Genomic DNA, 24,920 nt, shown 5'->3' with positions numbered 1-24,920 from the left:
GACATGCGCCTCATCCTTGAGCTCGCCCTCACCCACATTGCCGGACGCGGCCGCCAGACCGTCGTGGCGATCCTCGGCGTGGCGCTGGGCGTCGGCTTCTCCATCGCCATGGCGGCCCTGATGCAGGGTACCGAGAAGGATTTCATCGCCCAGCTCGTCGACACCATGCCGCATGTGCAGATTACCGACGAGCGCCGCACGGCGCGCCGGCAGCCCGCGGAAGACCTGTTCTCCGCCGCCCAGTTCGAGGGCCTGCGGCCGAAGGAGGACCGGCGCGGCATCCTCAACCCGGCCGCCGCTTTCGCCTCGTTGCGGTCCTGGGTGCCGGGCCGCATGGCTCAGAGCCTGCGCACGCAGGGCGTGGTCCGTTATGCAGGACGCGACGTGGGTGTGGCCGTCATCGGCATCGAGCCGGAGACGGAGGCTCGGGTCTCGTCGGTGGCCGGCGACTTCGTCGAGGGCAGCTTCGATTCCCTGCGCGCCGGGGGCAACAACATCGTGGTCGGCGACAGCCTCGCGCGCCGGATCGGCGCCTCGACGGGCACCACGATCCAGGTGGTCGCGCCCACTGGGCAGTCCCGCGGCTTTCGCATCGTCGGGCTCTTCCACACCGGTAACAATGCCAGGGACGAGGGCGAGACCTATGTGCTCTTGAAAAGCGCCCAGATCCTGTCCGAGCGGCCCAACGCCATCAACGATATCCGCCTGCGTCTCGACGACCCGGAGGCAGCGCCCCGCGTTGCCCGTCAGGCGGAGGCCGAGCTCGGCTACAAGGCCGTGCCCTGGCAGGAGGCGAACGAGTCGCTTCTGGAGGCCCTCGTGGTGCGGAACGTGGTCATGTACACGGTGGTGGGCGCGATCCTGCTGGTAGCGGGCTTCGGCATCTTCAACATCATCTCCACCATCACCCACGAGAAGGCGCGCGACATCGCCATCCTCAAATCGCTCGGCTTCACGCAAGGAAACATGCGCCGGCTGTTCCTGATCGAGGGACTGGCTTTAGGGATGGCGGGCTCGCTGGTGGGCTGGCTCATCGGCTTTCTCCTGTGCCTTGCCCTTTCCCAGGTGGATTTCAAGGTTTCGGGTGCCGCCATCGGGCGCGAGATGACGCGCCTACCGCTGTTCTGGAGCCCCTGGCACTATGCCATCGCGTCGGCCTTCGCCCTCATCTCGTCCGGCGTGGCGGGCTATCTCCCGGCCCGCCAGGCGGCGCGGCTCAATCCGGTCGACATCATCCGGGGGGCCACATGAACCTTCTTATCGAAGCCGACCATCTCACCCGCATCCTGCCCGCCACCGTACCGATAACTTTGGTCCGCGATGTGTCGCTCACCGTGGGCGAGCATGAGTTCATCGCCATTACCGGACCTTCCGGCTCCGGCAAGTCATCGCTTTTGTATCTTCTCGGTCTCCTCGACCGGCCGACAAGCGGGACTTTGCGGATTGCCGGTCAGGATACGTCGTCGCTGAACGACGATGCTCTTGCCCGCCTGCGGCTCGAGATGCTGGGCTTCGTGTTCCAGTTCCACTTTCTGCTGCCGGAATTCACGGTGCTGGAAAACGTGAAGCTGCCGATGCGCAAGGCCGGGCGTCTGTCATCGACAGAGATGCGCGGGCGGGCTGCAAGCCTGCTGGAGGAGCTCGGCCTCGCGGGGCATCTCGACAAGCGGCCCGATCAGCTCTCGGGCGGCCAGCGCCAGCGCGTGGCCGTGGCACGGGCGCTTGCCAACGATCCCAGTGTGGTGCTCGCCGACGAGCCGACCGGCAGCCTCGACAGCAAGAGCTCGGAACAGGTTTTTCAGATCCTGCAGGATCTGGTGAAGAAGCGCGGCAAGACGGTGATCGCCGTCACGCACGACATGGACATCGCAGGCCGTGTCGACCGTCGCATTCATCTCGTGGATGGCGCGGTGGTGAGCGACGAGCGTGTGACTCAGCCGGTGGCCTGACGTCAGACCCGCACGAAGGTGAGATAGCTCGGCACGCGGCCTTCGCGGATGGCCTTGGCCTCGTAGCGGGTGCCCGGCCAGCCGTCATAGGGTTTGCGCCAATCGTGGGCGCGGGTGGCCGTCCAGCGGAAGGCCTGAGAGCGCAGCGCGCGGGCAAGCACCCAGCCGATGTAATCGTCGATGTCGCTGGCAAAGCGCAGCTCGGCGCCCGGCTTCATCACGCGCGCGAGCATCTCCAGATTCTCGTCCGAAACGAGGCGGCGCTTGCGCTGCCGGCGCTTGGGCCAGGGATCGGGGTAAAGGATGTAGACCCGGTCGAAAGTGGCATCCGGCAGGGTCGGAAGCAGGTCGGTGACGTCGTCGTCCCAGACCCGGACATTGTCGAGATGCTCTTGTTCGATCACGGCCAAAAGCTTGGCCATGCCGTTCACGAAGGGCTCGCAGCCGACGATGTTGACGTCGCGATGGGTGCGGGCTTGAGCTGCGAGATGTTCGCCGCCGCCGAAGCCGATCTCGAGCCAGGTTTCGCGTGCCTGGCGGTTCGGGAAATGGCCGGGAATATCGCTTCCCGGAATCATACGGATCGCAGGCAGCATGTTCTGGACGAGGTCATCCTGTCCGGCACGAAGCTTCTTGCCTTTCCGGCGTCCGAAGAAGGCACCGGCGCGTTCGGAGGCTTCGCTCATGGGACAGATGCTCCTGAAGTGGGCATGACTGGCTCGAAGAGCCGGTGCTCATCGCGTCGGGTGATGCATTTAGAGCCGGCTCTCCTCGCGGGGAACCGGCTCTGTATGGTGAGGCTCAATGGGGCCGAAGGGCTTCGGCCTGCCGGAACAGCTGTTAGCGGAACGCCGCCTTGAGCCGGTCGGCGAGGTCCGTGCGCTCCCAGGAGAAGCCGCCGTCGGCATCCGGCTTGCGGCCAAAATGGCCATAGGCCGAGGTGCGGGCATAGATCGGCCGGTTCAGGCCGAGATGCGTACGAATGCCGCGGGGCGAGAGGTCCATGGCGTCCATGAGCACCGCCTCGAGCTTGCCTTCGTCTACCTTGCCGGTGCCGTGCAGATCCACATAGATCGACAGGGGCTTGGCCACGCCGATGGCGTAGGAGAGCTGCAGGGTGCAGTTATCGGCAAGACCTGCAGCGACCACGTTCTTGGCGAGATAGCGGGCAGCGTAAGCGGCCGAACGGTCCACCTTGGTCGGGTCCTTGCCGGAGAAGGCGCCGCCGCCGTGCGGGGCCGCACCGCCATAGGTGTCGACGATGATCTTGCGGCCGGTGAGACCGCAATCGCCGTCTGGGCCGCCGATCACGAACTTGCCGGTGGGGTTCACGTGCCAGATGGTATCGGGCGAGATCCAGCCCTCGGGCAGGGTCTGGCGGATATGCGGCTCGACGATGGCGCGCACGTCCTCGGAGGAGAGATTCTCATCGAGGTGCTGGGTCGAAAGAACGATCTGCGTGGCCGTAACCGGCTTGCCGTTCTCGTAACGCAGAGTGACTTGGCTCTTGGCATCGGGGCCGAGCTTGGCGGCGTCGCCAACCTTGCCCTTGCGGGCAGCCGTCAGGTTCTCGAGAATTTTGTGGGCGTAGTAGATCGGCGCCGGCATGAGGTCGGGCGTTTCGGTGCAGGCATAACCGAACATGATGCCCTGGTCGCCCGCGCCTTCGTCCTTGTTGCCGGAGGCATCGACGCCTTGGGCGATGTGGGCCGACTGGGCGTGCAGGTAAACGTCGATCTCGGCATTCCTCCAGTGGAAGCCGTCCTGCTCGTAGCCGATATCCTTGATGGCATCGCGGGCGAGGCCGATCACCGTATCCTTGGTGATGGAATCGGGGCCGCGCACTTCGCCGGCGATAACGACGCGGTTCGTGGTCGCGAGCGTCTCGCAGGCCACGCGGGCCTCGGGCTCGGCGGACAGATAGGCATCGACGACGGCATCGGAGATCCGGTCGCAAACCTTGTCCGGATGCCCCTCGGACACAGATTCACTGGTGAAAAGATAGCTCGAACGCCGCACGACGGAATTCCTTCAGGCAATGGAAAAGCGGGGCCTGCGGATTCCCCGCAGGCTTGAAACCATGCTCATGCCGCAGGCTTGCGGAAAGGTCAAGCGAACGTGTTCGTTATGACGAACGCTCTACCTCTTCTTGGGAGGCAAGCGAGGCGACAAGCTGGACGATGCTTTTGCGGACCTTGGGATTCTTGATGCCGGTGAAGTTCCGGACGAGCTGCAGACCTTCCGGAGTGGACATCATGTCGGCCACGTAAGTGGGCGGTTTCTCTTCCGCAAAACCAGGAGCGGCTTTGGCGCTGGTGACGCCATCGAGAAAGAAGTGAACGTCGACGCCGAGGATCTTGGTGATCTCGATCAGGCGAGCCACGCTGATCCGGTTCATGCCCTTTTCGTATTTCTGAACCTGCTGAAAGGTCAGCCCGAGCATGTCGCCAAGCTTCTCCTGGCTCATGCCGATGGACATGCGACGCATGCGCACGCGGCTTCCGACTTCCTTATCGATAGAGCCCGTCGACTTCTTCATATGGCCCCACTTCCTTACAGGATTTATTGTAACGCAAGGTCATGGATTACTTAAGGAAAAGTTGAGTGTTGCCCACGACGTACAACCAAGAGCATTAAGCAGATTACAAGCGTAACCGTCAAAGAAAACTTGCCCCATTTGCTGTAGAGGGAATCAGGTTCCGCAACTGGAAGAGTTGCATCAATAATAGTCTCAACTGAGAGTGGAGCCCTCTCCACTATACGGCCGAAAGGATCGACAACCGCGGAGATCCCAGTATTAGCGGCCCGCACCAGCGGCAGGCCTTCTTCGACGGCACGCAGCCGCGCCTGCGCGAAATGCTGATAGGGGCCCGGAGTCTCACCGAACCACGCATCGTTGGTCACATTCAGGATGAGATTGGGCCGGGGGCCGTCGCCCACGATCTCGCCTGGAAAGATGGCCTCGTAGCAGATCGTCGCCGCAACCGGCGGCAGGCCCGGAATGGCAAGGGCCATACGACTCTCGGCCGGCTCGAAACCGCCGGGGATATGCACGAACTGGCGCAAGCCCACCGCACGGATCAGGGCATCGAAAAGTTTCGGCACGAATTCGCCGAACGGCACCAGATGAACCTTGTCGTAGGAGCCGAGGATCGTGCCCCGGTCGTCGATGACCTGGATGGCGTTGTAGAACTTGCCGACAGCCTCGCCGGGCAGCGGTTCGTCCATGCGGGCCGCGCCCGTGACCAGGACGGAGCCGGGCTCCAGCAAGGCTGCGATCTGCGCCAGCGATCCCGCATCCCGGTGCAGCAGGAACGGAAAGGCCGATTCGGGCCAGATGATGTGCGTCGGTGCAGCCCCGTTCTGATTCGGTCTGGCGCTCAGAGACAGATAGCGCCGCATGATGGCGTCGCGGTTGCGCGGGTTGAACTTGGCATCCTGGGGCAGATTGGGCTGCATGATGCGCAGGCGCACGTCGGGAACCGTGGCGGATGCTTCCGCCGGCACGCGCCAGAAGCCGAAGCCCGCGAGACCAACAAGTGCCGCCGCCGCTAGAGCCGGCGCGGTCCAACGGGCGCGAGTCGACCGCCCGGTGAGCAGGACGGCCGGTGCGGCGCCGATGCAGAGGCTCAAGAATGTCAGGCCGTAGAGACCGACCAGCGAGGCGGACTGCATCAGCCAGAGATTCTGGCCGAGCGCCATGCCGGGGCTGTTCCAGGGAAAACCAGTGAAAAGGTGGCCCCGCAACCACTCGGCGATGGTGAGCGCAAACGTGAAAGCGAGGATACGCCGGGCGTCAGGGAGCCAGAGCAGGCGGGCGAGCGCAAAGCCGAAGGCCGGGAAGAAGGCAAGGAGCGCCGGCAGGCCCAGAACCCCGAACGGCATGGCCCAGGCGAACTGATCGGCTTCCACCAGGAAAGCGGCGCCAAGCCACCATAGCCCAGCGACGAAATAGCCGAAGCCCCAGAACCAGCCGAGAAAGGCAGCGGTTTTTAGAGGCGCCCAGCGTGAGGCGCCAGCCCCAGTCGTGCCGTCGAGAAGCCAGATCGCCGGTACCAGGGATACGACGAGCGCCGGCAGAAACCCGAAAGGCGGCATAGCGAGGGCGCCGACGGACCCGGCCATGAACGCCGCAAGCCAGCGGCGCCAGCCTCGCAGGAGGCTGGTGCGCTTTGCCAGAAGGATCATTCGGCGGCAGCGCTTTCGGGCCGCGGGGCGGCCGGTTGGCCTTCCGTGATTTCCACTTCTGTCGAGGCCACGGTTCGGCGATGGATGCGAAGCCGCTTCACGCGCCGGGGATCGGCGTCCAGAACCTCGAATTCAAGGCCGGCCGGACCGACGATGACCTCGCTGCGGGACGGCACCCGGCCGGCAAGGGTTACGATGAAGCCGCCGATCGTGTCGATGTCCTCGGCGCCCTCCTCCTCGGTCAGGTCGACGCCGAGCATCTCCTTCACCTCGTCGAGGCTCGCGCGGGCATCGGCGATATACGTGCCGTCGGCCGCCTGCGTGACCGTGAGGGTCGCGTCTTCGTCGTGCTCGTCTTCGATGTCGCCCACCACCATCTCGACGAGATCCTCGATGGACACGAGGCCGTCGGTGCCGCCGTATTCGTCGATCACCAGGGCCATGTGGGTGCGCGTCGCCTGCATCCGCACCAGAAGGTCGATGGCCGGCATGGAGCGCGGCACGAACAGGACGGGGCGCAGGATATTGGCAGAGGCCAGAGTCATCGACAGGTCGATCTGGCCGAGGCTTGGCGGAGACGTCTCGTCGCCAGCGCCTGCTTCGGAAGCGCCGCCATCGGCCCGCATGGCGATGAAGTCGAGGAAGTCCCGGATGTGGACCATGCCTTTTGGATCGTCCAGCGTCTCGCCATAGACCGGCAGACGGGAGTGGCCGGCGGTGCGGAAGAGGTTCAGGAGCTCGCCGAGATTGGTCTCGGCCGCTACCGCCACGATATCCGCGCGCGGCACCATCACGTCCTCCACCCGAATGCGGTGGAAGGAGAGCACGTTCTTGAGCATCGCCCGCTCCTGGGGCGAAAAGTCCGTGTCTTCAACGGTTTCCGCGAGAACGTCCTCCAGATCGTGGCGGATGGATTCGCGGGGTTTCAGGCCGAGACGGGTCAGAACCCGGTCGTACCAGTGGTCGCGTGTATCGTCTGTCTCGGTGAGGGTTCGGACAGGGCGTTCGCTACGACTTCGATCTTCGTTCATTGCCGTGGGTTGTCAGCGCTTCAAGCTGCCATATCGCGATAGGGGTCGGCGATGCCAAGGGTGGCGAGCGCCTTGACCTCGAGAGCTTCCATGATGTCCGCCTCCGCCTCGACCTCGTGGTCGTAGCCGAGGAGATGAAGAACGCCATGAACGATCAAATGGGCGAAATGATGCGCAAGCTCCTTGGATTCCTCCTCGGATTCACGCACCAGCGTTTCGTACGCTAGAGCAATATCTCCCAAATGGCGAGGGCCCTCTACGCCTGGCTGCTCCGGCGCCGGGAAGGACAGCACGTTCGTGGGCTTGTCCTTGTTGCGCCAGGTGCGGTTCAACTCCCGGATCTGGGCATCGTCCGTGAGCATGACGCTCGCCTCGAACGCGCCGTCCGCCTCATAGGTGACAGCCAAGGCTGCCTCAGCGGCCTTCTGGGCCAGGGCCTCTACGTCCTCGAGGCGGCCCCAATCACCCGCCTCGATCATGATGTCGAGGGTGATCACGGCCTGCGGTCCCGGTAATCCTGGCGCGGCGGTTCCGGCGGCGCCTCGCGGGCCGCCTTGTCGTAGGCGGTCACGATGCGGCGCACGAGGTCGTGGCGGACCACGTCCGCTTCCTTGAAGGTCACGCGGGTGATGCCTTCCACGCCGTCGAGGATGCGCACGGCCTCGACAAGGCCCGACTTCTGGCCCGGCGGCAGGTCGATCTGCGACGGGTCTCCGGTGATGATCATCCGCGAGCCCTCGCCGAGACGGGTCAAAAACATCTTCATCTGCATCGTCGTGGTGTTCTGGGCCTCGTCCAGCAGCACCAGGGCATTGGTCAGCGTGCGGCCGCGCATGAAGGCCAGCGGCGCGATCTCGATCATGCCGGTCTGCAGGCCCCGGTCCACGTGCCGGGCCTCCATGAAGTCGTAGAGCGCGTCGTAGATGGGGCGCAGATACGGATCGACCTTCTCGCGCATGTCGCCCGGCAGGAAGCCGAGGCGCTCGCCCGCTTCCACGGCCGGACGGGAGATGATCAGGCGGTCCACCTGTCCGGCCTCCAGCAGAGAGACCGCGTAGCCAACTGCAAGCCAGGTCTTGCCGGTGCCAGCCGGGCCCTCGGCGAAGACGAGCTCGTTGGTTTTCAGCGCCTTGATGTAGGTGTTCTGCGCGGCGTTGCGGGCGCGCACAGCCCCGCGCCGGCGGGTGGAGATCTGGTCGAAGGCGGTCAGCCCCGCAGCCGGCTGCTCCTCGGCGGCCGGGAAGAGGCTGCCCTGGAGGGTGCTCTCCTCGATGGCGCCGTCCACATCGCCGGTTCCGAGGGCTCCGCCCTGGCGGGCGCGCTCGTAGAGGCCCTCCAGCACGCGCCGGGCCATCTCGGAGGCTTCCGGCGTGCCCTTCACGGTGACCCGGTTGCCGTTGGCGATGGCGGTCACGTTGAGACGGCGCTCCAGATGGGCGAGGTTCTGGTCGTATTGTCCGAAAACGAGGCTGGCGAGGCGGTTGTCGTCGAAGGTGAGGATGATTTCGGCCTCTTCGACGACGCCCGGATGCAAGCCGCCGGGGTTCCGTCCCTTTTGTGCACGTGCGGTCGCGTTGTCCGCTGGGCTCAAATGCCTCTCCTCTGAATGTTCGCCGCAGGCATTGCGGCAGACGGATATGGGGTCTTGAGGGGAAAGGATCTAGGCCGCGGCTTGGTTGCCGGGCTCGGATATTTCCCCGAACAGGCTGTTCGATCCTGCGCCAATAATCCGCACCGTCACGATCTCGCCGACGGCATGGCGGTCGCTCTCGAACTGCACGGGCTGCAGATAAGGCGACTTGCCGGCCATCTGGCCCGGGTGACGACCCGGCTTCTCCAAGAGAACGTCGAGGGTCTGCCCGACGGTTCCGTGATTGAAGGCCTGCCGCTGCATCTCGAGCAGGTTCTGCAGCCGCGCCAGACGCTCAGCCTTCACGGCCTCGGAGACCTGGGTTTCGATGTCCGCCGCAGGCGTGCCGGGGCGGGGGCTGTACTTGAACGAGAACGAGCTGGCAAAGCCCACGTCCGACACGAGCCGCATGGTGTCCTCGAACTCCGCATCCGTCTCGCCGGGAAAGCCGACGATGAAATCGGACGAGAGCGCCAGGTTTGGCTGGGCCTTGCGGATGCGCTCGATCAGGCGGCGATACTCGTCGCCCGTATGCCGGCGGTTCATGGCGTCGAGAATGCGGTCGGAACCCGACTGAACCGGCAGGTGCAGGTAGGGCATCACGGCAGGCAGATCGCGATGGGCGGCGATCAGTTCATCGTCCATGTCGCGCGGGTGGCTCGTCATGTAGCGCAGCCGCGCGATGCCGGGGATCTCGGCGAGGCGATGCAGCAGCCGGCCGAGCGACCAGACGGCGCCGTCTGGCCCCTCGCCATGATAGGCATTCACGTTCTGGCCGATCAGGGTCAGCTCGCGCACGCCCGCATCAGCAAGACGCAGGGCTTCATCGAGGATCTTGGCCACCGGACGGGAGACCTCGGCGCCGCGGGTATAGGGCACCACGCAGAAGGTACAGAACTTGTCGCATCCTTCCTGGATGGTGAGGAAGGCCGACACGCCCCGGTTCCGGATCGCCGCCTTCGAGGGCTTCGGCAGATGGTCGAACTTGTCCTCGACCGGGAATTCCGTATCGACGACGCGCTCGGAGCGCGGCTTCTTCAGCAGGCTCGGCAGGTTGTGGTAATTCTGGGGTCCCACCACCACGTCGACGGCGGGCGCCCGGCGCAGGATTTCTTTGCCCTCGGCCTGGGCAACGCAGCCGGCCACCACGACCTTTGTCTCGTAGCCTGCCGCCTCACGCTCGTTCTTCAGCTCGCGCACGCGGCCGAGCTCGGAATAGACCTTCTCGGCGGCCTTCTCGCGGATATGGCAGGTGTTGAGGATGACGAGGTCCGCTTCCTCCATGGCCTTGGTTTCGCTGTAGCCCTCGGACGCCAGCATGTCGGCCATGCGCTCGGCGTCATAGACGTTCATCTGGCAGCCATAGGATTTGACGAAGACTTTTTTCACGAGGTCGGCCTGTTCTGCTTGCAATCGGGCGGGCGAAGATGAGCGCCTTTTAAGCCTTTTATGCGTGCAAGAGAATAGCGGCTGTTTGGCTCAATGATTTATTGCCCTGTGTCATCCCCGGCGAGCGCAGCGAGGGAAGGGGATCCACGATCATGCTCAGCGCTATGATTCCCCTTCCCCTCCGCTACGCTTCGGCTGGGAATGACACTGAGCCTTTACTCCCGGAATGCGCCCTCGACCGGAGCCGATAATTGCGCGTCCTCCGCAAGGATCTCGGACACGACCTTCGCGAAGGCCGGGCGCGCGCTGAGCCGTGCATACCAAGCTGCCAGATTCTCGTGCCCCTTCAAGGAAGGCCCAGCAAGGCGCCGCGTCCAGAACACCGTCATGAACACGGCGATGTCCGCCGCCGAAAACGCTCCACAGAGATAATCCCGGCCCTGGAGCTGACAATCCAGGGTGGCGAAATGGCCGGCCAGCGCAGGCTCGGCCTCCCGGGCCTTCAGCTCCTTGGCCTCCCAGCGCTCCAGATCCTCCGGCTTCGGCTCGGTCCGGTGCATGAGAAAGCGCAAGGGCGCCAGCATGATCTCGTCGGCGAAGACGTCGAGCAGGCGGCAGCGGGCGCGCTCGCGCGGATCGCCAGGGTAGAGCGCGGGCTCGGGATAGGCGTCTTCCAGATACTCGATGATCACGGTGGAATCGTATAGGGACAGGTCCCCGTCGACGAAGACCGGGACCTGTCCCTTGGGGTTGAGCGCCAGCACGTCCGGGTGCTTGGGGGCATAGCCCTTCGTCTGGCTGAAAGTGACGCCGATGCGCTCGAAGGCGAGCCCCTTCTCGTAAAGGGCGATCTCCACTTTACGGGAGAAGAGGCTGACGGGACCGGAATAGAGCTTCATCGGGGGCCTTTCGGGTGGAGGCTAGCGGCTGATCGACGGCGGCAGGTGATCCTGCCAGGAGGCTTCATTCAAGCCCTCCACGTCGGCCCGCGACAACCCGATATCATGCAGCGCGTGATCGTCGAGCTCATACAGGATCTTCGAGGTTCTGCGGCGGTCGAGCCAGGCTTCATAGCGCAAAAGCAGGTTCATGAGCGTGTTCCCATGGTTGCGGTGACTGGTGTGGAACCCAAGATTTGCTGCGGCATATCCGGTCGCCATGACGGTTCTCCTTCGATGGCGTTTCTGTGGATATAAATTTGCTCCTGCGATAGGCTATAAGCAAACGAGAAGTTCTTCAGTTCAGCCCAAGCAAAATTTGGGCAGAGTACCGTAAGGCCCCGTCATGTCTCGCCGTCGTCTTCCGCCCCTCAATGCCCTGCGCGCCTTCGAGGCCGCCGCCCGTCATCTCAGTTTCGAGAAGGCCGGGGACGAGATCGCCGTGACGGCCAGCGCCGTGGGCCAGCAGGTGAAAGCGCTCGAGGCCTGGCTCGGGCGACCGCTCTTCCTGCGCCAGCCGAGCCGGGGCGTGGTGCTGACTCCCTTGGGCGAGCGCTATGCGGTGTCCGTCACCGAGGCGCTCAATCGGCTGGACGAGGCGACCGCGCGCGCCTTAAGGCCGGAGGCGTCCAATGTCATCACCGTCAGCGCCATGCCGAGCCTTGCCTCAAACTGGCTCATCCCGCGGCTCGGCGCCTTTCGGGAGCGTCACCCGGAGCTGGATGTCCGGGTCTCCGTGTCAGGGAACCTCACCGACTTCGATCGCGAGGATGTGGACATCGCGATCCGCTTCGGGCGCGGCCACTATCCGGGCCTGCGCACGGACCTGCTGATGGAGGAGTTCTTCTTCGCCGTGTGCAGCGCGGCCCTCGTCAACAATCCGGAGCGCCCTTTGCGCGAGCCCGCCGATCTCATGCGTCACACCCTGATCTACGAAGCCGTCGATGGCGTTCCGGACTACACCACCTGGGACCGGTGGCTGGCAGAGGTCGGAGTCTCAGGGATCGACACCTCGCGCAGCCCCCGCTTCACCCATACCTATCTATGCCTGCAGGCCGCCGCCTCGGGGCAGGGAGTGGCGCTCGCCACCAACGTGCTCATCGGTGATTACCTGAAGGCCGGCCGTCTGGTCCGCCCCTTCCCGCATCAGGTGAAGGGAGCCTATCAGTATTATATCGTCTGCCCCGAGGCGACGGCGGATCGGCCCGCGCTGGCAGCCTTCCGCGCCTGGCTGCTCGATGAAGCGAGGGCGCAGGCGGCGGAGGCGGTGCAGGAATGATAGCGTTTAGGCCGCCCTCAGCGCCCGCCGCACCTCGGCCTCGGCGAAAGCGGTCGCCTGTTTGCGGCTGCCGTTGAAGGGCATCGGCTCGCCCCAGGTCACCACCACGTCGAGGGGAATGCCCTGGATGAACAGCTTGAGATGAGGTGCCAGATCCATGTCGCCGTACCAGGCGATGAAGGGGCGGTCGCGCCGGGTCACGGGCAGGCCGTGGCGGCGGGTATAGGTGATGGCAAGCGGCTGCAGGAGCACGCGCTCGACGCTGTCATGCATGAGCGCCGTCTGGGCCGCACCCACCAGGGAGGAGCGGAAGGGCAGGAGGCGGTTGCCGTCGCTCGTGGTGCCTTCGGCAAACAGCACGACCACCTCGCCCTTCACCAGCCGGTGGGCCAGCGCGTCGTTGACCTCGGCCGTCGCCTTGCGGCGCTGGCGGTCGATGAAGACGGAGCGCTGGAGCGTCGCCATGAAGCCCACCACGGGCCAGCCCTCGATCTCGGATTTCGCGATGAAGGAGAGCGGGTGCAGGGATCCGATCACCGGAATATCGAGCCAGGACACGTGGTTCGACACCACGATGGTGGGCGCCTTGCCGGGCGGGGTGCCGCGCTCGATCACGCGCACGTTGAAGATTTTCAGGAGCGCCCGGTGAAACCAGAGGGGCAGCACGTGCAGGGTGGCCGACCAGCCGAGTCGCAGGGCCAGCATCTGCAATGGCACGAGCACGAGGCTGCACAGGCCGAGCAGCAGCAGCCTGAAGGCGACCGCGAGTGTCGTCACGCGTCGTCCTTGTCCAGCGGCACCGCGTAGAGTTCGAGCCGGTGATACACCACCTTGTAGCCGAGCCGCCGGGCGATCTCGTTCTGCAGCGCCTCGATCTCCTCGGAGCGGAACTCGATCACGTCGCCGGTTTCGAGATTGATCAGGTGGTCGTGATGCTCGCGGGCGGCTTGCTCGTAGCGCGAGCGTCCGTCACGGAAATCGAGCCGCTCGAGAATGCCCTCCGTCTCGAACAGCTTCACCGTGCGATAGACGGTGGAGAGGGAGATGCGGTCGTCCACTCGCGCCGCACGGCGATGCAGCTCCACCACATCGGGATGATCCTCGGCCGCATCGAGAACCTGCGCGATGATCTTGCGCTGGCCCGTCATGCGCAGGCCCTTGTTCCGGCAGGCGCGCTCGATGGCGTCCGACCGGCGCGTTCTGGCGGATGTGCTGTTGCGTGTGGCCAAGGTCAAACGACTCCTTGGCAGCCTTATAGGATAGGTGAATGAAGCGGGCTATAGGTCGAGTGCCATGGTCAGCGCCGAAGCCTTCGTGCCGTCGGCCTTGTGGTAATAACCCTGCCGCCGCCCGGTTTCGCGAAACCCGGCCCGGCTGTAGAGGGCGATGGCCGGCCCGTTCCCCTCCTCGACCTCCAGATGCACACGGGCGACGCCGCGGCGGGAGAGCGCGTCGAGATGGTGCGCGAGCAGGGCACGCGCATGGCCCTTTCCACGCGCCTCGGCCGCGATGGCCACCGTGATGATCTCCGCCTCGTCGAGCACGATCCGCGACAGGACGAAGCCGGAGGGCTTGGTGGTGCGGCCGAGAAACAGCCCGTCCGCCATGACGCCGCGTTCGCCGAGCATGCGCTCGAACTCGAGGGTGCTCCACGGCCGCGGGAAGGCCGAGGCGTGGATCGCCGCCAGCCGCGCGGCGGCACCGGTGCCGACAGGCTCCACATGGGGCGCAGGCGGATGAAGAAAGCGATCGAGAATGCTCATTGCCAGACGTCTATTGCCTGGCGATCCGCGCCCCGTCCTGCGGCTTGGCATCGGGGTCGCGCAGATAAAGCGGTTTCGGCAGGGCCTGGGCCGGGTCGGCCAGCGCTCCGAGGCGCGCCACCCAGCCGATGTCGGGAAAGGTGGACACGTCGCTGACATGGACATCGACGCCCTGCATCCGGGCCTCGGCCGCCAGCATGACGGCGGCCGACCCTGCCACGACGATCGGTCCCGAGCCGAGAAGCCGGATCGCGTCGCGATAGGTCATCAGACCCGGCGGGATGATGGTGCGCCCACCGGGCGCGATGGCCTGGATGTAGAGATGGCCGTGCTTGGCATCGATGGCGGCGGTATAAAGCCCTCGCTTGTCGCCCACCATGAGCGGCGCCAGGAAGGCCGACAGGGTGGCGACCCCCACGACGGGAATGCCGGCCGCCAAGCCGATGCCGCGGGCCGCGCTGATGCCGACCCTCAGGCCCGTATAGCTGCCGGGCCCGACCGTCACGGCGACCCGATCGAGGCTCTCGAACCCGCCGTCCACCTGGGCGGAGAGCCGGTCGAGAAGCGGCATCAGGGCCTCCGCGTGGCCGCGTTCCATCGGGATGGTGTCGGCGGCCAGCGGCACGGTCTCCCCCGCCTGGATGATGCAGGCCGAGCAGGCGCCGAGGGCGGTATCGATGGCAAGGACGCGCAAGACTCGTCTCCGTGGGATCGTGCCGTTCCTTTAGAGCATGACCGGGACGGGAGGGAACCCGATTTGTCGTCTCCCGGGAATTTTGAAGCGGGCAGCTGTGGCTCGGATCAAACAAAAAGCGCGGCTCCTGTCGCCGCGCTTCATGCATTGAGTTCTGAAAGCTTGGATTAGACAGCCTGAACCTCGCGTACGTCCGGCAGGAAGTGGCGCAGCAGGTTCTGGATGCCGTGGCGGAGCGTAGCGGTCGAAGACGGGCAGCCGGAGCAGGCACCCTTCATGACGAGATAGACCGTGCCGTCCTTGAAGCCCCGGAAGGTGATGTCGCCGCCGTCGCCCGCCACCGCCGGGCGGATGCGGGTTTCGAGCAGCTCCTTGATGGTCTCGACGGTCGCAGCATCCTGTTCGTCGAAGAACTCCTCGCCATCTTCTTGGCTAACGCCGTAGCCGTTGGCGAAGAGCGGCGCGCCGGTCATGAAATGCTCCATGATCGCGCCGAGGATCGCCGGCTTCAGGTGCTGCCACTCGCCATCGGCCTTCGTCACGGTGACGAAGTCGTAGCCGAAGAACACGCCGGTCACGCCCGGCACGGCGAAGAGGCGCTGGGCGAGAGGGGACACTTCGCCCTGGTCGGGATTCTTGGCCTCGAAGGTGCCTTCCGGCATCACGACGCGGCCGGGCAGGAACTTCAGGGTGGCGGGATTCGGAGTTGCTTCGGTCTGGATAAACATCGTCGCTTCGTCCTCTGCGCCGGTTCAAGGCCGGCCGAGTGGTGGATTTAGAATTGTTCTAACAGATTCCTCTCCCAATGTGGATCGAATCGAGTCGGATTCCAAGGGGAGAAGCCATACTTCGCGGTCATCCCGGGGCTGCACAGCAGAACCCGGGAACGTGGGATGAGAACAGAGCTTTGTTCTGTGAGTGGTCCCGGATCTTCGCTGCGCTTCGTCCGGGACGACAGAACCATCACCCCGCCAGCGCGTCGATCTCCTCGTCCGACAGGCCGCCTGGCACGATCACGATGGGGACCGGGAAGGAAGCGGCGGCGCGGCCGCCCAGGGTCGAAACCAGAGGACCGGGGCCTTCCTTGCTGCTGCCGGCGCCGAGCACCAGGAAGGAGATGTCCTCGTCTTCCTGGATCAGCTTCATGATCTCGTCCGCCCGGGTGCCGACGCGGATGATCTGCTCGGGTTCGACGCCCGCAGCGTTGCGCGCCTCGCGGGCCGCCGTGTCGAGGAGCTTCTGGGCTTCCTCGCTCGCCTCCTCGATCATGGCCTCGCCCACACCGATCCATTCGAAATTGTCGGGCGGATCCACGACCGCGAGCATCACCATGCTGGCGCCGGTGCGGGCCGCGCGGCGCGAGGCGAAGTGCACGGCCCGGGCGCATTCCGGGGTCTTGTCGACCACCACCATGAATTTCGGCCTGTGGCCCGATTCGTAGGATCGGCGCTTGTCGCTCACGGAACGCTCTCCTGATGAACCCGGATGCTGCCCTGCCTTTGGGGCAAGGGCAAGCGGCTCGCCTGCCGCTCTTTTAAGCAGCGCATAGCGTCAGCGGGCGCGCACGAATCCCACGATGTCCTTGACCGCATCCATGGTCACGGAGGCGAGCGCCCGCGCCCGCGCGGAGCCGTCCGCCAGCACCGCGTCGATATGGCCGGGATCGCCCATGAGGCGGCGCATCTCGTCGGCGACCGGCGAGAGCTTCGTCACCGCCACGTCGACCAGCGACGCCTTGAAGCCGGAGAACTGCGCGCCGCCGTGCTGGCGCAGCACCTCTTCCGGCGTGGTGTCCATGAGCGCCGCGTAGATCGCCACGAGGTTCTCGGCCTCGGGACGGGTCTTCAGGCCTTCGACCTCGGAGGGCAGGGGCTCGGGGTCGGTCTTCGCCTTGCGCACCTTCTGGGCGATGGTGTCCGCATCGTCCGTGAGGTTGATGCGCGAGTAGTCGGACGGGTCCGACTTCGACATCTTCTTCGAGCCGTCGCGGAGCGACATCACCCGGGTGGCCGGACCCTGGATCATAGGCTCGGTCAACGGGAAGAAGGCTTCGCCGAAGCCGTGGGCTGCGATCGACTCGGCCCAGTCGTTGTTGAACTTCTGGGCGATGTCGCGGGTGAGCTCCAGGTGCTGCTTCTGGTCCTCGCCCACCGGCACATGGGTGGCGCGGTAGACCAGGATGTCGGCCGCCATCAGGCTCGGATAGGCGTAGAGGCCGACGGAAGCGTTCTCGCGGTCCTTACCGGCCTTGTCCTTGAACTGGGTCATGCGGTTGAGCCAGCCGAGACGGGCGACGCAGTTGAACACCCAGGCGAGCTCCGCATGCTGGGGCACCTGGGACTGGTTGAAGACGATGTGGCGCTTCGGGTCGATGCCGGCGGCGAGGAACGCGGCGGTCACCTCCCGGATCTGCCGGGTGAGGTCGGCGGGGTTCTGCGGCACCGTGATCGCGTGCATGTCCACGACGCAATAGATGCAGTCGTAGTTCTCCTGCATGGCCACGAAGCGCTTGATGGCCCCGAGATAATTCCCGAGATGAAGGTTTCCCGTGGGCTGAACGCCCGAGAACACCAGTTCCTTGAACTGCGCCATCGCCTTGAACTCCCGCGGGACGCGTATGCGAGCCAGATAACCCGCGAGCTGCCCCGAACTCTTTTCCAATGCATCGTCCTGACGGAAGGCGAAAGAAACGCCCTCCCGGAACATGCTTCTCTGCGGCGGGGTTACGACAGGCCCGCGTCGGGACGCAAGGGTTCTGACGATTTTTTCGTGAGAGAGGCCCAATCGTCGCGGGTGAGGGCGCCGGTCGCGAGGGCAGCAAGCGCATAGAGTGCCAAGCCGCCGAGGCACATAGCCGCCAGCATGGGTGGCTCCGGGTCGGGAAACAGGCTTCTGGCACCCAGGAGCCCCAGGCTCATGATGAGGACGGACACCCCCGTTCGCGTCAGGCGGCCCAGGCTTCGGCGGTCGAGCGACCAGAGGCCGAATCGGTGCAGTCCCAGGATCACCGCAGCCGTATGGGCAAGGCAGCCGAGGCTCAACCCCACGGCAATCCCGGTCGGGCCGAACGGCCAGGCGAGGAGGAGGGAGGCGGTCACGGTCATGGCGAGGCCCAGGCCGAAGGCTGCAAGCGCCGTTCGCACGGAGTTCAGGGCGAAGAGGGTCTGGCTCAGGACCTTCGCCAAGGTGGCGAAGGGCAGCCCCAGGCTCAGGGCCATGAGCACCAGGGCGGTGCCTTCGGCATCGGTGGACACGAAGGCGCCGCGCTCGAACAGAACCGTGCTGATGGGGCGGGCCAAGATGAACAGGGCGGTGCCGGCCGGCAGGGCGAGGAGCACCGCTACCTCCAGGGCCCGGTTCTGCGCCGTCACGAGCGCTTGGCGCTCGCCGGCCTGATGGCGCCGGGCAAGCTCCGGCAGGAGCAGGCTCGCGCTCAGGCCCGCTATCAGGCCCAGCGGCAGCTGCATCACCCGCTCGGCGTAGTAGAGCCAGGACACGCCCGACGGCCAGAAGGACGCGATCTGGGTGGCGGCGAGAAAGTAGATCTGCACCGCGCCACTCGCCACCAGCACGGGAAACCCTGCCAGCAGCAGGCTCTTCAGGAGAGGCGACCAACGCGGGCGGCGAAAACGAACGAGGCTTCCACCGTCCCGCAGGATCGCTGCGGCCACGATGGCAAGCTGGATCAGACCGGCGAGGCTCGAGGCGGCGGCAAGCCACGCAGCCTTGCGGGCGAGAGGCAGATCAAATGCGCTCTCCAGCACGACGAGCGTCAGAATCAGCCCGCCGTTCACCGCCAGGGGCGCGAGCGCCGTTGCGGTGAAGAATCCGCGCCAGTTGAGAACGGCAGCCGCCACGGAGGCGAGCGTCACGCAGATCACGATCGGGAAGGACAGGCGGGTATAGAGCGCGACCAGCGCCAGCGTCCCGCCGTCGTCATGCAGGCCCGGCGCGAGGAGAAAGGCGATGAGGCCAGCGCCAATTTCCACGAGGCCGGTGAGCGCCAGAAGAACAAGGGCGACGATGCTGAGCGTATCGCCCGCCATCTCGGCTGCCTCGTTCGGCGCCAATCGGCTCAAGGCCGGTACGAGCGCCGGATTGAGCCCACCCTCGCCGAGGATGCGGCGCACGAGGTTCGGCAGGCGCAAAGCGGCGAGAAACGCATCCGCCGCCGGACCGGCGCCCAAGGCCTGCGCGAACAGCACGTCGCGCGCGAAGCCGAGAACGCGCGACGCGACCGAGCCGAGGCCGACGAGAAGGGAGGAGCGGATGAGCGACATGCGCCCTGAGGCTTAGCCGGTTCGGTTCGCCTCGTGCAACTTCCTCTTGTCCCTTACGGAGAAAGTGCTGCGCTGTTTCATCCCCGGCGGCCGCAGGCCGGGAAGGGGATCCACTCACACGGCCCGGTGCTATGGATTCCCTTCCCCTCCGCTGACGCTCCGGTCGGGGATGACACCGGAGCGCGTGTTCGCGAAACAATTAATCAGCCCCTCGCCTGTGCGATGGCCTCGCGCTTCTGGGCCAGCGTCATGCCGCCCGCATAGGATTGCGTGGCGACCAGGAAGGACGGTGTGGCGACGAAGCCGAGGGAGTCGCCGAGTTTGAGCGTGTCCTTCATCCACTGCGTCGTGCGCTCGGCATCGGCGGCTTGTTCCAGGCGCGGGCGGTCGCCGCCGAGGCGTTCGGCCTCCGCGAGCGCCCGGCTGCCATCCACCGTGCCGCGCAGGCGGAACAGAGCGAGGTGCAGGTCGAGGTAGCGCTCGGGGCCATGGAGCTGGAGATAGGCAAGCGCCGCCTTGGTCGCCGTCACCGACGGGATGCCGAGCACGGCGAAATTCACCAGCACGTAGGAGAGATCCGGCTCCGCCTTCAGAAGCTGTGGCAGGTCCCCGGCCGAGCGTTTGCACCAGGGGCAGTTGTAGTCGAAATATTCAATCATGATCACGTCGCCATGCTGGTGACCGAGGCGCACGGCGGATGGCAGGGCCAGCGTATCCTCCACCAGCTCGATAGGGACGAGCTGCGGCTCCGGGGCGGATTGCGCGAAGGCGGGAATGCCGGTGCCGGATGCGGCAAGACCGGCCAGGAGGGTGCGGCGGGACAGGATCATGACAAAGCGACTCGACGGTAGGGAAGCTCCTCGTGCCGCCCGATCATGGCGATGGCAAGGCCAAGGTTGGCAGTCTCTCACACTCGTGAAAGATCCGAGCTGATCAGAGAGTCCGTTGAATTCAGCCTCGTTCTTGCGGACAATCGGTCCAACCTGTGAGGAAATCCCGATGAGTTCCGTTTTCAGCCAGGACGAACTGGCCGTGATCCGACGCGCCTATGCCAAGCAGATTCTCACGCTGTCGAGCGTTGCCGATGATTCCAGACTCGAGGACGCGTTCGGCACCGTTCCGCGCGAGCGCTTTCTCGGCGCGCCGCCCTGGCTGATGTCGCGCGCCACAAGGGGCTACGAGGCCGTCGCGTCGCACGATCCCACCGTGCTCTACCAGGACGCGCTCTTCGCTCTCGCGTCGGAAAACGGCGTCAACAACGGCAGTCCGTCCCTTCATGCCCGCTGCTTGCACGCCCTGTCCCTGCGCGAAGGCGAGCGCGTGGCCCATATCGGCGCGGGAACGGGCTACTACACGGCGCTGCTGGCCCATCTCGTCGGCACGAAAGGGCATGTGCTCGCCGTCGAGTTCGATCCCGTTCTGGCCGAGCGCGCCCGGGACAATCTGGCGGATCGATCCAATGTCACCGTCGTCCAGGGCGACGGCGCAGAATGGCCGCAGGAGGATGTGGATGCGGTTTACGTGAATTTCGCCGTCGAGCGCCCGGCCGAGGCCTGGATCGAGCGTCTGAAGCCCAATGGCAGGCTCATCTTTCCCCTCGGCGTTCCGCGACCAAAGCCGAGCCCGCTGGGCGGGACGCATTCGCTTTATGGCGCAGGCTTGTACGTGACACGCAAGAAGGCCGGCTTTGCAGTGCGATGGCTCGGCCACGTATCCTTCGTCTGTGCGGAGGGCCGTCTGTCCCAGCCAGGTGAGGATAGACGGGAATTGCAAGCTGCCTTCGAGAGCGGCGGGATGGAATTCGTGCGCAGCATGGTCTGGCGGGAGAGTGCCTCGCCCGGACGATGCTGCTTCACTGGAGCGGGCTGGGCTCTGTCCTATGACGCGGTGCCGGAATGATCGAGAGCATCGGATGGAACCCAAAAGTGCAAATCCACTTTTGGGTTCCATCCGATGCTTTAGGCTACATGCCCTGCCATGAGGCGAGGAAGGACGGCACGTCGCCGGCCGGCATCGGGCGCCCGAAATGGTAGCCCTGGACCAGATCGCAGCTCATGCGCTGCAGGAGAGACGACTGGAACGCCGTCTCGACGCCTTCGGCGACGATCTCGATTCCGAGACTGTGCCCGAGGCCCAGCACGGCCTTCACGATGGCCGCATCTCCGGCATCCGCTTCCAGGCCGCTCACGAAGGTGCGGTCGATCTTGAGCGTGTTCACCGGAAAGCGCTTGAGATGCGACAGGGAGGCATAGCCCGTGCCGAAATCGTCGAGCGCGATGGTGACGCCTTCGGCGCTTAAGGTCCGCAGGGCCCGCTCCACGAACTCGGCGCCGGAACCGAGGAACACGCTCTCGGTCACCTCCACCTCCAGGCATCGGGCCGGCACGTCCGCGCGCCTCAGTTCGTCGAGCACGCGCTCGGCGTAATCGCCGCGCCGGAATTCGGCGGCCGACGCATTGACGGCGATGCGCCCGATGGAGAGCCCGGCATCGAGCCAGCGCCGCATGTCGGACAAGACGCAGGCGCGCATGCGGTCGCCGATAGCGGTGCCGAGTTCGGTATCGTTGAAGGCTGGAGCGATCTTTTCAGGCGATTGGATGCCACCGCGCGGATGCTGCCAGCGCAGGAGAGCCTCGAAGCCGCCGATCGCTCCTGAAGCCAGCACCACCTTGGGCTGGTAGAACGGCATGATCCAGCCGGATTGCAACGCTTTCGCCGCCACCTCCAGGGCCGAGGCCGTCCTCTGCGCTTCCTGGCGCAGGGCCGGGACGAACATCTTGAACGCGCCGCGCCCGGAACTCTTGCTGTGATAGAGCGCGAGATCCGCCTGTTTCTGAAGATCCTCGGGGCTTGTCTCGGGCCCGACCGTGATCGCGCCGCCGATGCTGGTGCGGCAGTCCAGCGCCTTCCCGCTGCGCTTGAGCGGCTCCTGCATCCGGCACAGGATCGCCCGCGCGGCCTCGGCAACGTCCGCTTCGCCGGTAATATCGGGCAGGATCACGGCGAACTCATCGCCGCCCAAGCGGGCCACCATATCGGTGGCTTTCACCGCCTGCCGCAGGCGCTGGGCAAACTCTTTCAGAAGATCGTCGCCGGCATCGTGACCGAACCGGTCGTTGATTTGCTTGAGATGGTCGAGATCCATGACCAGGAGGCCGACGGCATGGGATGCGTCGGGGGTCTCGTCCAAAACCTGCTTGAGGCGTTCGCGGAAGAACCGCCGGTTGGCGAGACCGGTGAGATCGTCGTGGTAGGCGGCCCGATGCAGCTGTTCCTGGGCGAGCTTGCGGTCATGAATATCCTCGACCGTCCCGTACCAGCGAACCACCGTGCCGTTCTCGGCAAAGCGCGGGATCGCCCTGCTCCGGAACCAGCGGTAGCTTCCATCCGCAAGGCCCCCGCGGCATTCCACGTCGAGCGGCTGATTCGTGTGGATGGCGTCGATCCATTTCTGTCGAACCAGGGGCAGATCGTCGGGATGCACCACCCTGGCCCAACCGGAGCCTACCGTATCGTCGGGTGAAACTCCCATCAGCTGGTTCCAGCGCGTGGAGGTGCTGAGGATGTTGCCCTGGCTGTCCGCCGTCCAGGGGATCTGAGGATTCAGCTCGACCGAATGGCGGTAATGTTCCTCGCTCTCGCGCAAGGCCGCCTCGCTCCGCTGCCGCTCGATGGCGAGCGCCGCCAGATGCGACACGACATCGATGCTCGCCATCTCGCTCCGGGTCGGGGATCGTGGCTCGGCATAATAGAAGCCGAAGGTGCCGAGCACATCGCCGGTCTGCGAAAGGATCGGCTTCGACCAGCAGGCCCGCAGGTCGTGCTGCGCGGCGAGGTCACGCCATGGGGCCCAGAGCGGATCGCTCGCGATATCCGACACGATCACGGTGCTGCGCCGGTAGGCAGCGGTGCCGCACGAGCCGATGTCCGGTCCGATCGGAAGGGGGTCGATCGCCGCGTTGTAGGTCGGAGGAAGATTGGGGGCCGCTCCATGGCGGAGCATCTGGCCCGCCGGGTCGAAGAGGAGGACCGAGCAGCGCGCTCCGGCAATCTGGTCCTCGGCCAGACCGCAGAGCGCGGTCAGAACATCGCCGAGGGGGTGCCCGGCCACGATCATCTCGAGCACCCTGGTATGGCCCAGATGGGTCAGCTCGGCGAGCTTGCGGTCCTGGATGTCCTGGGTGGTGCCGTACCAGAGGATGACGGCACCGGCCTCGTCCCGGTGTGCGCCAGCGCTGGAGCGGAACCACCGGTAGCTGCCGTCGGCCGTTCTGATCCGGTACTCGCACTCGTAGGATGCACCGGATGTCAGGGTCTCGCGCCGGGCCTGCTTGAGACGCGCCGCGTCATCCGGATGCACGAACTGAATCCAGCCATACCCCAGCAGGTCTTCGAGGGAGTAGCCAAGCATCTCCGCCCAGCCAGGCCCGATATGGAGGATACGGCCTTCTTTATCCGAAACCCATGGGATTTGGTGGCTCAGTTCGATGGCGTAACGGTATAAGCTCTCTTTTTCAGAGAAAGCATTGTAAGCAGCATCGAATACCGTCTCACGATAAAGACTATCTCCTTGAAAGGGAGCGGTGGACTGGCTGCGATGCATTTGACAGACTTGAGAATACTAAAATGTCAGGGAAAAAATCTTGGCCGACATGGCTCCTTCTGTCTATCCGACAAAAGGCACCTTGCGATTGCAAGGGTTAATTAAATCGATAACGGGTTTTTCCTTTAGGGAATTCGAGGGCTGAGAGCCGTTGCTGGCAGAGGGAACCCCGATGCCGCCTGCCAGGGCGCTGCTCTGTTAAGGATATCGGTGGGTCGAACGCAAAAAGGCCGCTCGTCTCGCAACGACCGGCCTCCGCATAGTCAGGCACCGATCCGGGATCGGCGCGAACGATCTCGCTTCAGTCTTCCTCGCCCGTCACGCCGGCGGCATCCTGGGCCTTCAGTACCTCGGGGCGCGGCATGGAAATGATGTTGTAGCCGGAATCCACGTAGTGGATCTCGCCGGTCACACCGCGGGACAGATCCGACAGCATGTAGAGGGCCGCACCCCCCACATCCTCGATGGTGATGTTCTGGCGTAAGGGAGAATGGGCCTTCTGGTAGGTGAACATCAGGCGCGCATCGGCGATGCCCGCGCCGGCGAGCGTCCGCACGGGACCGGCCGAGATGGCATTGCAGCGGATGCCGTCCGGGCCGAGATCATTGGCGATGTAGCGCACGGATGCCTCAAGGGCCGCCTTCGCCACGCCCATCACGTTGTAGTTCGGCATGACCCGGGTCGAGCCGCCATAGGTCAGCGTCAGGAGCGAGCCGCCGTTCCGCATGCGCTTGGCGGCCCGTTGGGCGATCTCCGTGAAGGAGAAGCAGGAGATCACCATGGTGCGGGAAAAGTTCTCCCGGGTGGTGACGTCTACGTAGGGGCCCTTGAGCTGCGACTTGTCGGAAAAGCCGATGGCATGGACCACGAAGTCGAGGCCGTCCCAGGCCTTGTCGAGGGTGTCGAACACCGCATCCACCGAGGCGAGATCCTCCACGTCGCAGGCGATCACGAGGTTGGAGCCGAGCGACTGCGCCAGCGGAGCCACGCGCTTGCCGAGCGCCTCGCCCTGATAGGTGAAGGCGAGCTCCGCCTCATGCTGCGCCAGGGCCTTGGCGATGCCCCAGGCAATGGAGTGGTCGTTCGCGACGCCCATGATGAGGCCGCGCTTTCCTTGCATCAGACCGGTCACGTGGGTTCCCCTCTGCATCGGCTCCAGGGTGCGACGCCAATTGT

At 65.2% G+C, this 24,920-nt stretch carries 25 protein-coding genes; 4 read left to right on the top strand and 21 right to left on the bottom strand.

From position 1 onward, the window contains the following. Window positions 1-3 precede the first annotated feature (3 nt). Together I2H36_RS10995 and I2H36_RS10990 are read left to right on the top strand one after the other, a co-directional pair. Window positions 4-1,251: an ABC transporter permease gene (locus tag I2H36_RS10995; protein WP_196263915.1), complete on the top strand. Its 1,248-nt coding sequence runs from the start codon at window positions 4-6 to the stop codon at window positions 1,249-1,251. Then, entirely contained in the window at window positions 1,248-1,949 is a 702-nt protein-coding gene (locus I2H36_RS10990; RefSeq protein ID WP_196263914.1) for an ABC transporter ATP-binding protein, read from the top strand. The genes I2H36_RS10995 and I2H36_RS10990 overlap by 4 nt, the downstream gene beginning before the upstream one ends. Before the next feature lie 2 nt (window positions 1,950-1,951). Here I2H36_RS10990 and trmB read toward each other — a convergent pair whose 3' ends face one another. The 10 genes from trmB to I2H36_RS10940 form a co-directional block, all read right to left on the bottom strand. After that, the gene (gene trmB, locus I2H36_RS10985; RefSeq protein WP_196263913.1) at window positions 1,952-2,635 is read right to left on the bottom strand and encodes a tRNA (guanine(46)-N(7))-methyltransferase TrmB; all 684 of its coding nucleotides are present in this window, start codon (window positions 2,633-2,635) and stop codon (window positions 1,952-1,954) included. 154 nt (window positions 2,636-2,789) lie between these two features. Next, on the bottom strand, window positions 2,790-3,968 hold the full coding sequence (metK, locus tag I2H36_RS10980; RefSeq protein WP_196263912.1) for a methionine adenosyltransferase: 1,179 nt from the start codon (window positions 3,966-3,968) through the stop codon (window positions 2,790-2,792). Between the two features lie 106 nt (window positions 3,969-4,074). After that, window positions 4,075-4,488 (bottom strand): helix-turn-helix domain-containing protein, encoded by a 414-nt coding sequence (locus tag I2H36_RS10975; protein ID WP_196263911.1) that lies wholly within the window; start codon window positions 4,486-4,488, stop codon window positions 4,075-4,077. A gap of 50 nt (window positions 4,489-4,538) precedes the next feature. Then, on the bottom strand, window positions 4,539-6,137 hold the full coding sequence (gene lnt, locus I2H36_RS10970; protein ID WP_196263910.1) for an apolipoprotein N-acyltransferase: 1,599 nt from the start codon (window positions 6,135-6,137) through the stop codon (window positions 4,539-4,541). Continuing rightward, on the bottom strand, window positions 6,134-7,168 hold the full coding sequence (locus tag I2H36_RS10965; protein WP_196263909.1) for a hemolysin family protein: 1,035 nt from the start codon (window positions 7,166-7,168) through the stop codon (window positions 6,134-6,136). The genes lnt and I2H36_RS10965 overlap by 4 nt, the downstream gene beginning before the upstream one ends. Window positions 7,169-7,188: 20 nt before the next feature. Next, entirely contained in the window at window positions 7,189-7,647 is a 459-nt protein-coding gene (ybeY, locus tag I2H36_RS10960) for an rRNA maturation RNase YbeY (RefSeq protein ID WP_196263980.1), read from the bottom strand. A 14-nt stretch (window positions 7,648-7,661) separates the two neighbouring features. Continuing rightward, entirely contained in the window at window positions 7,662-8,759 is a 1,098-nt protein-coding gene (locus I2H36_RS10955) for a PhoH family protein (protein ID WP_196263908.1), read from the bottom strand. A gap of 69 nt (window positions 8,760-8,828) precedes the next feature. Then, window positions 8,829-10,187: a tRNA (N6-isopentenyl adenosine(37)-C2)-methylthiotransferase MiaB gene (gene miaB, locus I2H36_RS10950; RefSeq protein WP_196263907.1), complete on the bottom strand. Its 1,359-nt coding sequence runs from the start codon at window positions 10,185-10,187 to the stop codon at window positions 8,829-8,831. Between the two features lie 215 nt (window positions 10,188-10,402). Continuing rightward, on the bottom strand, window positions 10,403-11,086 hold the full coding sequence (locus tag I2H36_RS10945) for a glutathione S-transferase family protein (protein WP_196263906.1): 684 nt from the start codon (window positions 11,084-11,086) through the stop codon (window positions 10,403-10,405). Window positions 11,087-11,107: 21 nt separating this feature from the next. Then, complete coding sequence (locus I2H36_RS10940) at window positions 11,108-11,347, bottom strand: DUF1127 domain-containing protein (protein WP_196263905.1); 240 nt, start codon at window positions 11,345-11,347, stop codon at window positions 11,108-11,110. 124 nt (window positions 11,348-11,471) lie between these two features. Here I2H36_RS10940 and gcvA point away from each other — a divergent pair, with 124 nt between their 5' ends. Further along, window positions 11,472-12,404, top strand: a complete 933-nt coding sequence (gene gcvA / locus I2H36_RS10935) for a transcriptional regulator GcvA (protein ID WP_196263904.1) — start codon at window positions 11,472-11,474, stop codon at window positions 12,402-12,404. Window positions 12,405-12,410: 6 nt separating this feature from the next. Here the strand turns inward: gcvA and I2H36_RS10930 are convergent, their stop codons facing one another. From I2H36_RS10930 to I2H36_RS10890, 9 genes are all read right to left on the bottom strand, one after another. Continuing rightward, window positions 12,411-13,181, bottom strand: a complete 771-nt coding sequence (locus I2H36_RS10930) for a 1-acyl-sn-glycerol-3-phosphate acyltransferase (RefSeq protein WP_196263903.1) — start codon at window positions 13,179-13,181, stop codon at window positions 12,411-12,413. Continuing rightward, window positions 13,178-13,552, bottom strand: a complete 375-nt coding sequence (locus I2H36_RS10925) for a Fur family transcriptional regulator (protein WP_196263979.1) — start codon at window positions 13,550-13,552, stop codon at window positions 13,178-13,180. Before I2H36_RS10925 ends, I2H36_RS10930 begins: the two co-directional genes overlap by 4 nt. A gap of 129 nt (window positions 13,553-13,681) precedes the next feature. Beyond that, window positions 13,682-14,167, bottom strand: coding sequence for a GNAT family N-acetyltransferase (locus I2H36_RS10920; protein ID WP_196263902.1), 486 nt, complete (start codon window positions 14,165-14,167; stop codon window positions 13,682-13,684). A gap of 10 nt (window positions 14,168-14,177) precedes the next feature. Further along, a complete protein-coding gene (tsaB, locus tag I2H36_RS10915) occupies window positions 14,178-14,861 on the bottom strand; it encodes a tRNA (adenosine(37)-N6)-threonylcarbamoyltransferase complex dimerization subunit type 1 TsaB (RefSeq protein WP_196263901.1) in 684 nt (227 codons plus the stop codon). 167 nt (window positions 14,862-15,028) lie between these two features. After that, window positions 15,029-15,589, bottom strand: coding sequence for a NifU family protein (locus I2H36_RS10910; protein WP_196263900.1), 561 nt, complete (start codon window positions 15,587-15,589; stop codon window positions 15,029-15,031). A 235-nt stretch (window positions 15,590-15,824) separates the two neighbouring features. Continuing rightward, entirely contained in the window at window positions 15,825-16,322 is a 498-nt protein-coding gene (locus I2H36_RS10905; protein ID WP_196263899.1) for a universal stress protein, read from the bottom strand. Between the two features lie 90 nt (window positions 16,323-16,412). Then, a complete protein-coding gene (trpS, locus tag I2H36_RS10900) occupies window positions 16,413-17,453 on the bottom strand; it encodes a tryptophan--tRNA ligase (protein WP_196263978.1) in 1,041 nt (346 codons plus the stop codon). A gap of 131 nt (window positions 17,454-17,584) precedes the next feature. Further along, window positions 17,585-19,141, bottom strand: a complete 1,557-nt coding sequence (gene murJ / locus I2H36_RS10895; RefSeq protein WP_196263898.1) for a murein biosynthesis integral membrane protein MurJ — start codon at window positions 19,139-19,141, stop codon at window positions 17,585-17,587. Window positions 19,142-19,344: 203 nt separating this feature from the next. Next, window positions 19,345-19,971: a thioredoxin domain-containing protein gene (locus I2H36_RS10890; RefSeq protein ID WP_196263897.1), complete on the bottom strand. Its 627-nt coding sequence runs from the start codon at window positions 19,969-19,971 to the stop codon at window positions 19,345-19,347. Window positions 19,972-20,140: 169 nt separating this feature from the next. On the opposite strand from I2H36_RS10890, the gene I2H36_RS10885 reads away from it, so the two are divergent. Next, window positions 20,141-21,040 (top strand): protein-L-isoaspartate O-methyltransferase family protein, encoded by a 900-nt coding sequence (locus I2H36_RS10885; protein WP_210331028.1) that lies wholly within the window; start codon window positions 20,141-20,143, stop codon window positions 21,038-21,040. Window positions 21,041-21,104: 64 nt separating this feature from the next. On the opposite strand, the gene I2H36_RS10880 is transcribed toward I2H36_RS10885, so the two are convergent. Together I2H36_RS10880 and fabI are read right to left on the bottom strand one after the other, a co-directional pair. After that, window positions 21,105-23,744, bottom strand: coding sequence for a bifunctional diguanylate cyclase/phosphodiesterase (locus I2H36_RS10880; RefSeq protein WP_196263896.1), 2,640 nt, complete (start codon window positions 23,742-23,744; stop codon window positions 21,105-21,107). Window positions 23,745-24,045: 301 nt separating this feature from the next. Then, on the bottom strand, window positions 24,046-24,876 hold the full coding sequence (gene fabI, locus I2H36_RS10875; RefSeq protein ID WP_343234438.1) for an enoyl-ACP reductase FabI: 831 nt from the start codon (window positions 24,874-24,876) through the stop codon (window positions 24,046-24,048). Window positions 24,877-24,920: the final 44 nt, after the last annotated feature.

Source organism: Microvirga terrestris (assembly GCF_015694425.1).
GTDB lineage: Bacteria > Pseudomonadota > Alphaproteobacteria > Rhizobiales > Beijerinckiaceae > Microvirga > Microvirga terrestris.
The sequence above is the reverse complement of the archived record's forward strand: the minus strand, read 5'-3'. Positions and strand labels throughout refer to the sequence as shown.

Excerpts from the sequence above, each read along its gene's own strand:
- lnt (WP_196263910.1), bottom strand. The coding sequence starts at position 6,137 with ATGATCCTTCTGGCAAAGCGCACCAGCCTCCTGCGAGGCTGGCGCCGC.
- I2H36_RS10885 (WP_210331028.1), top strand. The coding sequence starts at position 20,141 with ATGAGTTCCGTTTTCAGCCAGGACGAACTGGCCGTGATCCGACGCGCC.
- I2H36_RS10925 (WP_196263979.1), bottom strand. The coding sequence starts at position 13,552 with ATGACGGGCCAGCGCAAGATCATCGCGCAGGTTCTCGATGCGGCCGAG.
- I2H36_RS10920 (WP_196263902.1), bottom strand. The coding sequence starts at position 14,167 with ATGAGCATTCTCGATCGCTTTCTTCATCCGCCTGCGCCCCATGTGGAG.
- murJ (WP_196263898.1), bottom strand. The coding sequence starts at position 19,141 with ATGTCGCTCATCCGCTCCTCCCTTCTCGTCGGCCTCGGCTCGGTCGCG.
- I2H36_RS10990 (WP_196263914.1), top strand. The coding sequence starts at position 1,248 with ATGAACCTTCTTATCGAAGCCGACCATCTCACCCGCATCCTGCCCGCC.
- trpS (WP_196263978.1), bottom strand. The coding sequence starts at position 17,453 with ATGGCGCAGTTCAAGGAACTGGTGTTCTCGGGCGTTCAGCCCACGGGA.
- I2H36_RS10890 (WP_196263897.1), bottom strand. The coding sequence starts at position 19,971 with ATGATCCTGTCCCGCCGCACCCTCCTGGCCGGTCTTGCCGCATCCGGC.
- I2H36_RS10910 (WP_196263900.1), bottom strand. The coding sequence starts at position 15,589 with ATGTTTATCCAGACCGAAGCAACTCCGAATCCCGCCACCCTGAAGTTC.
- I2H36_RS10880 (WP_196263896.1), bottom strand. The coding sequence starts at position 23,744 with ATGCATCGCAGCCAGTCCACCGCTCCCTTTCAAGGAGATAGTCTTTAT.
- trmB (WP_196263913.1), bottom strand. The coding sequence starts at position 2,635 with ATGAGCGAAGCCTCCGAACGCGCCGGTGCCTTCTTCGGACGCCGGAAA.
- I2H36_RS10940 (WP_196263905.1), bottom strand. The coding sequence starts at position 11,347 with ATGGCGACCGGATATGCCGCAGCAAATCTTGGGTTCCACACCAGTCAC.
- ybeY (WP_196263980.1), bottom strand. The coding sequence starts at position 7,647 with ATGATCGAGGCGGGTGATTGGGGCCGCCTCGAGGACGTAGAGGCCCTG.
- gcvA (WP_196263904.1), top strand. The coding sequence starts at position 11,472 with ATGTCTCGCCGTCGTCTTCCGCCCCTCAATGCCCTGCGCGCCTTCGAG.
- I2H36_RS10995 (WP_196263915.1), top strand. The coding sequence starts at position 4 with ATGCGCCTCATCCTTGAGCTCGCCCTCACCCACATTGCCGGACGCGGC.
- I2H36_RS10965 (WP_196263909.1), bottom strand. The coding sequence starts at position 7,168 with ATGAACGAAGATCGAAGTCGTAGCGAACGCCCTGTCCGAACCCTCACC.
- I2H36_RS10945 (WP_196263906.1), bottom strand. The coding sequence starts at position 11,086 with ATGAAGCTCTATTCCGGTCCCGTCAGCCTCTTCTCCCGTAAAGTGGAG.
- I2H36_RS10975 (WP_196263911.1), bottom strand. The coding sequence starts at position 4,488 with ATGAAGAAGTCGACGGGCTCTATCGATAAGGAAGTCGGAAGCCGCGTG.